Origin of the sequence: Methylobacterium sp., assembly GCF_028290105.1 — a bacterium.
Classification (GTDB): Bacteria; Pseudomonadota; Alphaproteobacteria; order Rhizobiales; family Beijerinckiaceae; genus Methylobacterium.
Map to the genome: position 1 here is coordinate 24239 of NZ_JAQGKL010000067.1, position 6293 is coordinate 30531.

Annotated in this window: 9 protein-coding genes; 4 read left to right on the forward strand and 5 right to left on the reverse strand. The window is 69.9% G+C overall.

Annotated elements, in window-relative coordinates; translation table 11 throughout:
* Position 1: 1 nt before the first annotated feature.
* A complete protein-coding gene (locus tag JWQ05_RS05035) occupies positions 2 to 781 on the reverse strand; it encodes a DUF1499 domain-containing protein (protein ID WP_299655455.1) in 780 nt (259 codons plus the stop codon).
* Between the two features lie 276 nt (positions 782 to 1057).
* On the opposite strand from JWQ05_RS05035, the gene JWQ05_RS05040 reads away from it, so the two are divergent.
* Positions 1058 to 1441: a MarR family transcriptional regulator gene (locus JWQ05_RS05040; RefSeq protein ID WP_299655478.1), complete on the forward strand. Its 384-nt coding sequence runs from the start codon at positions 1058 to 1060 to the stop codon at positions 1439 to 1441.
* Here the strand turns inward: JWQ05_RS05040 and JWQ05_RS05045 are convergent.
* Together JWQ05_RS05045 and JWQ05_RS05050 are read right to left on the reverse strand one after the other, a co-directional pair.
* Positions 1438 to 2166 carry an HAD-IA family hydrolase gene (locus JWQ05_RS05045; RefSeq protein WP_299655458.1) on the reverse strand — a complete coding sequence of 243 codons (729 nt, stop codon included), beginning with the start codon at positions 2164 to 2166 and terminating at the stop codon, positions 1438 to 1440. The genes JWQ05_RS05040 and JWQ05_RS05045 overlap by 4 nt on opposite strands.
* Positions 2156 to 2695: a hypothetical protein gene (locus JWQ05_RS05050; protein WP_299655461.1), complete on the reverse strand. Its 540-nt coding sequence runs from the start codon at positions 2693 to 2695 to the stop codon at positions 2156 to 2158. Before JWQ05_RS05050 ends, JWQ05_RS05045 begins: the two co-directional genes overlap by 11 nt.
* Before the next feature lie 141 nt (positions 2696 to 2836).
* On the opposite strand from JWQ05_RS05050, the gene JWQ05_RS05055 reads away from it, so the two are divergent.
* From JWQ05_RS05055 to JWQ05_RS05065, 3 genes are all read left to right on the forward strand, one after another.
* Positions 2837 to 4231, forward strand: a complete 1395-nt coding sequence (locus tag JWQ05_RS05055; RefSeq protein WP_299655481.1) for an aminotransferase — start codon at positions 2837 to 2839, stop codon at positions 4229 to 4231.
* Positions 4232 to 4539: 308 nt separating this feature from the next.
* On the forward strand, positions 4540 to 4749 hold the full coding sequence (locus tag JWQ05_RS05060) for a hypothetical protein (protein ID WP_299655464.1): 210 nt from the start codon (positions 4540 to 4542) through the stop codon (positions 4747 to 4749).
* A gap of 184 nt (positions 4750 to 4933) precedes the next feature.
* Complete coding sequence (locus JWQ05_RS05065; RefSeq protein ID WP_299655467.1) at positions 4934 to 5884, forward strand: metallophosphoesterase; 951 nt, start codon at positions 4934 to 4936, stop codon at positions 5882 to 5884.
* Between the two features lie 34 nt (positions 5885 to 5918).
* On the opposite strand, the gene JWQ05_RS05070 is transcribed toward JWQ05_RS05065, so the two are convergent.
* Both JWQ05_RS05070 and JWQ05_RS05075 read right to left on the reverse strand, forming a co-directional pair.
* Positions 5919 to 6047 carry a hypothetical protein gene (locus JWQ05_RS05070; protein WP_299655470.1) on the reverse strand — a complete coding sequence of 43 codons (129 nt, stop codon included), beginning with the start codon at positions 6045 to 6047 and terminating at the stop codon, positions 5919 to 5921.
* Positions 6048 to 6162: 115 nt separating this feature from the next.
* A partial coding sequence (locus JWQ05_RS05075; protein WP_299655484.1) for a carboxyl transferase domain-containing protein occupies positions 6163 to 6293 on the reverse strand: 131 nt, incomplete at its 5' end.

The following is a 6293-nucleotide window of genomic DNA, read 5'->3' on the forward strand; positions in this document are numbered from 1 at the left end:
CTCACTTCACCGCGATGGCGAGGTTGGCGACCTCGTCGAGATAGGCCCGGATGCGGTCGGCGTTGCTGCCGAAGTCGCGGGTGCCGAGCCGCGAGGCCGAGCGGACATCCACGCGCGCCCCGTCCGCCCGGGGGTGGACGCGGACCGTCACGTCGTCGGCGAGGTTGAGCACCGGCCCCCGCGAGACCGCCTCGATGCGCCCGTTGCCGATGCGTCCGCCGGGGCGGATCGCCTCGACGATCTGCCAGCGCCGGTTGATCGCCGCCTTGCGCGCGAGCTCGAAGGCCTCGTCCACGTTGAGGTCGAGGGTGAGCGGCGCGATCTGCGGATAGGCCGCGCGCTGGGCGGTGCGCGCGGCCGGACCGGGATCGGCCGGGTAATGACCCTCGCGGGCCGCGAAGGCCGCGCGCGAGCGGGAAAAGGCGGGGGGATTGTCGATGTCCGTGGTCACGTCCGCGATGGCCGGGAGCGCGAGGCCGCGCAGGGCCGCGAAGGCCGGATAGGCCAGGATGAGGCTGCCCAGGAACAGCCCGGCCAGCGCCGCGCCGAGACCGCGCGCGCCCTCCCGCCAGACCCGCACGAAGGCAATCAGCGCGAGAAACACCGCGACGGCGGCCAGGACGAGGCCGGCGCCCAGGGTCGCCAGCGCCGGCCCGGCCTCGGCGCGGGGATCGCGCACCAGCACCAGGGCCATGAGGGTGACGAGCAGGGCCACGACCGCGAGGGTCCGCGAGACCGGGCCGGCGCGGGTGACGGGTTCCTCGTAGGGCAGACGACGCATGCTCGGATGGAATTCGCTGTCTGGGAGATGGGCCGGAAGATGCGCGGGCAGAATGCACAAGACAGTCTGCGGGCCCGTGCGCGGCAAGCTTTACCGGTCCAATCCGGTCCGCGCCACCCGCGCCGTGCATCGCGCCGCTTCCGGGGGCGGGCGCCGGTCTGCTATAGCCACGCGACGATGCCCGTGCCTCAGCCCGCTCCGATTTCCGCCGAGGCCGCCGATCCGCTCCGGGTCTGGTTCCGCTTCATCCGCCTCAACCGCCGGGTCACGGCGGCGATGGGGGGAGAATTGCGCGGGCTCGGCCTGTCCATTCCGCAATTCGATGCGCTCTCGACGCTGACCGAGCGCGAGGGCATGACCCAGCAGGACCTCGCGGCCCGGCTCTACGTGACCAAGGGCAATGTCTCGGGGCTGATCGACCGCCTCGTGGAGGCGGGGCTGGTGGAGCGGCGCCCGATCCCCGGCGACCGGCGCTCGCACGCCCTCCACCTCACCCCCGGGGGCATCGACCTCGCGACGCGCGGCATCGCGGCCCAGAAGGCCTACGTCGCCCGCACCCTCGGGCGGCTCGCCCCCGGCGACATCGCGGATTTCGAGCGCCTGGTCCTGAAATGGCGGGACGTGGCCCGCGAGCAGCCGGTCCCGGGCGTGGAAGGCTAGAGCCCCAGCAGGGCCGGCAGGTCCGCCACCGAGTCGAGAACGTGGTCGGCGAGCGGCACCATCGCGTCGTGGGCGTCCCGTCCCGTGGGGCCGCTCAGCACCGCGATCGCCACCGCCCCGGCGGCGCGGGCGGCGATCAGGTCGTAGGGCGAATCCCCCACCATCGCGATCCGGGAAGGCGCCACGCCGAGATGGTCGGCGAAGGCCGTGACCATGCCGGGCTCCGGCTTGGCGCCGTGCCCGGAATCATAGCCCGCGACGAAGGCCATGTGGGGCGTCAGACCCAGGGCCGCGCATTGCGCCCGCGCCGAGGCCTCGGCGTCGTTGGTGGCGATGCCGAGGGCGTAGCCTCCGCCCGTCAGAGTCGCGGCGAGGGTGGCCGGGGCTCCGATCGGCGTCAGCGCGGCGAGGCCCGCCGCCCGGAACAGGCCGTCCATCTCCGCGTAGAGGACGGGGCCGGCGGGACGGCCCAGCACCTCGGCCCAGAGGGGGCCGTACCCCGCCGAGGAGCCGGCGATGAGCGGCGAGGTGGCGGCGAAGCGCCGCTCGGCCTCGACGTAGTGGCTCACCCGCATCAGGGCCTCGAGGCGGTCCCGGTCGCCCCCCGACAGGGCGACCATCACCGCATGGGCCGCCGGCCCCCAGGTGCGGTCGAAATCCACGAGGGTGCCGTCCTTGTCGAACAGGATGCCGCGCAGGGTCGCGCCCATGGGCTCAGGCGGCATCGCGGACCTTTTCCACCTCGATGACGACCCCCTGCGGCGTCATGCGCTCGCGCGCCACCATGCGGTCGCCGGGCTCGAACACCCCGAGCGCCACGTCCCGGTCGGGCAGCACCACGGTGGTGGTCTTGTTGAGATGGACGAGGACATGGCGCTTCTGGGGCAGCGACGACGCGGCCCAGCGCTTCAGCTGCCCGTAATAGGGCTCGCGCCGCCAGGCGTTCGGCTGGCCCGGATCGACCTGCACGTTCATGTTCCGTGAGACGGGATCGAGGCTCAGCACCATCTTGGCGCGCTCGGGCTTCCAGTCCGGGCCGAGCCAGGCCTCCGTCATCCAGAGGCAGTGAAAGGCGCGGCAATGGTCCGGGCGCGTCGCGTGGATGGCGCAGCCCCGGCCCTGCTTGGTGTGCCGGCACCATTGCCCGGCCACCGAGTCCACCGCCGGCACGTCGTAGACCTTGCAGCAAAGGGTGCAGCTTCCGCATTCGCGGCCGGGGGCCGGATGGGCCACAATGGTTGCGGGGTCGAGCATGGGGATGTCCGGCATGGATCTGTCGGGGTGTGACGTCGGGCGGGTTTATACGCTGGGTGCGGCCCGTTACAGTCACCCGAGCATGCACCCGACCCGTGTACCCGGCCCATGTGGGCCATCGTCCAACCGTCAGGCAGAATGATGCTCTCGAACCTCGCGACCCGCGACGTCGAAACCCTGATCCATCCCTACACCAACCTGGAGACGTTTCGCGAGACCGGCCCCCTCGTCATCGAGCGCGGCCACGGGGTCTGGGTCTACGACAGCGACGGCCGGCCCTATCTCGAGGGCATGGCGGGCCTGTGGTGCACGGCGCTCGGCTATTCCAACGAGGAGCTGGTGGAGGCGGCCAGCGAGCAGATGGCCCGGCTGCCCTTCTCGCACCTGTTCTCGGGGCGCAGCCACGATCCGGCGATCGAACTCGCCGAGACGCTGAAGGAGCTGATGCCGGTCCCGACCTCGAAGATCTTCTTCACCTCCTCGGGCTCGGAATCCAACGACACCCAGGTCAAGCTGACCTGGTACATGAACAATGCGCTCGGCCGACCGCGCAAGAAGAAGATCCTCTCGCACATCAAGGGCTATCACGGCGTCACGGTAGCCAGCGCCTCGATGACCGGCCTGCCCGCAAACCACGCCGACTGGGACCTGCCGCTGCCGGGCTTCCTGCATGTGGGCTGCCCGCACCATTACCGCTTCGGCCAGGAGGGCGAGAGCGAGGACGCCTTCACCACGCGGCTCGCGGCCGAACTCGAAGCGGTGATCCTGCGCGAGGGGCCCGAGACGGTGGCGGCCTTCATCGCCGAGCCGGTGCTGGGCGCGGGCGGCGCGATCCTGCCGCCGGTGGGCTACTACGCCAAGATCCAGGCGGTGCTCGACCGGCACGCCGTGCGCTTCATCGCCGACGAGGTGATCTGCGGATTCGGGCGCCTCGGCACCTGGTTCGGCTCCGAGGCGATGGGTCTGGCCCCCGACAGCCTGTCCTTCGCCAAGGCGCTGACCTCCGGCTACCTGCCGCTCGGCGGCGTCTCGGTGGAGGAGCCCCTCTACCGCCTGATGGTGCAGCAGAGCGCCAAGCTCGGCACCTTCGGCCACGGCACCACCTATTCGGGGCACCCCGTCGCCTGCGCGGTGGCACTCAAGACCATCGCGATCTACAAGCGCGACCGCATCATCGAGGGCGTGGCCGGGAAGGCGCCGCATTTCCAGGCCCGCCTGTCGGCCCTGGGCGAGCATCCCCTCGTCGGGGAGGCGCGGGGCATCGGCCTGATCGGCGGCATCGAACTCGTGGCCGACAAGGCCTCGAAGCGCCAATACGAGCCGAAGGCGGGGGTCGCCGCCCGCTGCGTCGCCTTCGCGCAGGCCGAGGGACTGATCGTGCGCTTCCTGGCGGGGGACCGCATCGCCGTCTGCCCGCCCCTGGTCATCGCGCCGGCGGAGATCGACGCCCTGTTCGATCGCCTGGCCCGGGCCCTCGACCGCACCCAGGCCTGGATTTCTGAATCCGGCCTCCAGGCGGCGCCCGTTCGGGCGTAGGGTCGCCGGGGGCTTACCTCTCGACGCGTGCATCGCGACGACCTGATTTGCGATGCATCATGTTTTTTGCAATGCAGCGTACGAAATTATTAAGTGTTCGCTAGATCGTCGCCGGATGACCCGGCATTCATCCCTCAAAGGAATGTGACAGCTTTAAGCTTTCATTCAGGTTAGGGACGGCTCTATGATCCGGAGGTCACGCGATGTGCATCCGGGTGGAGCCGACAGGTGCCCGTGAGATGTGCAAGGTCATGAATTGGGCAGAAGACCCGGGCATGGCGTGTCGTGTGCAACAGGACAGTCTTTCCATGTATTCCCGTCATCAGACTACGCCGCTGGATCAACGGTCGGACCGGCCGGCGGGCATTGTCGATCATCGGACCGAGACGTTCCGCCCCGTGGCCCTGCCGGCCCTCGCCGCCGCCGTTCAGGCCGCCGCCCGGAAACCCGCCCGGACCTCGCGCGCGAGCGCGACCCACGCCGCCCGCTTCGAGCACGAGGATATGCCGCTCTCCTGAACGGATCGTCCTCCCGACGAGACGAGGTCTGACCGGAACCGGGCCCGGGTTCCGGTCAGACCCCGTATCGCTTCCTCAACCTCTCGGTCCTATTGCTCGTCCTGCGCGAGGCGCCCTCCTCGATTTCGTCACCATTGACGATGAGGAAGGTACCTCGCGCTTCACGCGATCAAGGATCCTGACGATGCTGATTCTGCCGAGCCGCCGGCAGGTCCTGACGGGGCTCGGGGCGAGTGCCGCCCTCGTCGGCTCGACGGGGGTCTACGCCTTCGGCATCGAGCCTCTCTATCGCCTCGTCGTCACGCGCTACGCGCCCGTCCTGCCGAACTGGACGCCGGGCCTGTCCCTGCGCGTGGCGGTGCTGGCGGATTTCCACGTCGGCGAGCCGTTCATGCCCCTCGACCGGATCGCCGAGATCGTCGACGCCACGAACGCCCTGAAGCCCGATCTCATCCTGATGCTCGGCGATTATCCGGCCGGGCCGAGCGTGACCTACCGCAAGGTGCCGCTCGCCGACTTCGCCCGCGTGGTCGCCCCCCTGAAGGCGCCCCTCGGGGTTCACGCGATCCTGGGCAACCACGATTGGTGGGACGATCATCAGGCGCAGGAGCGCCTAGCCGGTCCCGTCGCCTCGCGTCGCGCGCTGGAGGCGGTCGGCATTCCGGTGATGGAGAACGATGCGTTACGCCTCGTGAAGGACGGGAAGCCGTTCTGGATCGCGGGCGTCGGCGACCAGATCCCTTTTCTTATGCAGGGGATCGACATCGCCTTGGACGACCTGCCGGGCACGCTCGCCAAGGTCACGGACCCGGCGCCCATCCTCCTGATGATCCACGAGCCCGACCTGTTCCTCGACGTGCCGGACCGGGTCTCCCTCACGCTGGCGGGTCACACCCATGGCGGCCAGGTCCGCCTGTTCGGCTACTCGCCGGTGATTCCGTCCGTGCGCGGCAACGACTTCGCGTATGGCCACGTGGTCCGGAAGGGCCGGCACATGATCGTATCCGGCGGCTTCGGGGTCAGTCGTTTTCCCGTACGCCTCGGGGTCCCACCCGAGATCGTCCTGCTGGAACTGGGGGCGGATGCCGACACCGTCGGCAAGACGGTGCAGCGGACCAAGATCCTGCGCGGCTGAGGCCGGCGCGCCACCGCACCGGCCCCGGGGAAACCTATTTCTTGCCGGCCTTCGGGGCCACCGCGACCGTGCCCTTGGTGGAGGCCGCCGAGGCATTCGTCTTCGGCACGACCTTCTTCGGCTTCTTGGCTTCGCGGCTGCCGCGCTTCTGTTCCGTCGCCATGATCCGTTTTCTCCCGTGATCGAGGGCCGGATCATCGCACGCGTGCGGGCAAGAGACACGGGAAACTTTGCTGGCGCACACCCGGCGCCATGAGGCGCCGGGCCGGCTCATCCGCTCAGAGCGGGATGTTGTCGTGCTTCTTCCAGGGCTGCTCCATCTCCTTGGTGCGCAGCATGCCCAGTGCCCGGGCGATGCGCTTGCGCGTGGAGTGGGGCATGATCACCTCGTCGATGTAGCCGCGCTCGG

What these genes read in the sequence shown, in the direction of transcription:
- JWQ05_RS05035 (WP_299655455.1), bottom strand. Translation starts at nt 781, where the DNA reads ATGCGTCGTCTGCCCTACGAGGAACCCGTCACCCGCGCCGGCCCGGTC.
- JWQ05_RS05040 (WP_299655478.1), top strand. Translation starts at nt 1,058, where the DNA reads ATGGGGGGAGAATTGCGCGGGCTCGGCCTGTCCATTCCGCAATTCGAT.
- JWQ05_RS05045 (WP_299655458.1), bottom strand. Translation starts at nt 2,166, where the DNA reads ATGCCGCCTGAGCCCATGGGCGCGACCCTGCGCGGCATCCTGTTCGAC.
- JWQ05_RS05050 (WP_299655461.1), bottom strand. Translation starts at nt 2,695, where the DNA reads ATGCTCGACCCCGCAACCATTGTGGCCCATCCGGCCCCCGGCCGCGAA.
- JWQ05_RS05055 (WP_299655481.1), top strand. Translation starts at nt 2,837, where the DNA reads ATGCTCTCGAACCTCGCGACCCGCGACGTCGAAACCCTGATCCATCCC.
- JWQ05_RS05060 (WP_299655464.1), top strand. Translation starts at nt 4,540, where the DNA reads ATGTATTCCCGTCATCAGACTACGCCGCTGGATCAACGGTCGGACCGG.
- JWQ05_RS05065 (WP_299655467.1), top strand. Translation starts at nt 4,934, where the DNA reads ATGCTGATTCTGCCGAGCCGCCGGCAGGTCCTGACGGGGCTCGGGGCG.
- JWQ05_RS05070 (WP_299655470.1), bottom strand. Translation starts at nt 6,047, where the DNA reads ATGGCGACGGAACAGAAGCGCGGCAGCCGCGAAGCCAAGAAGCCGAAG.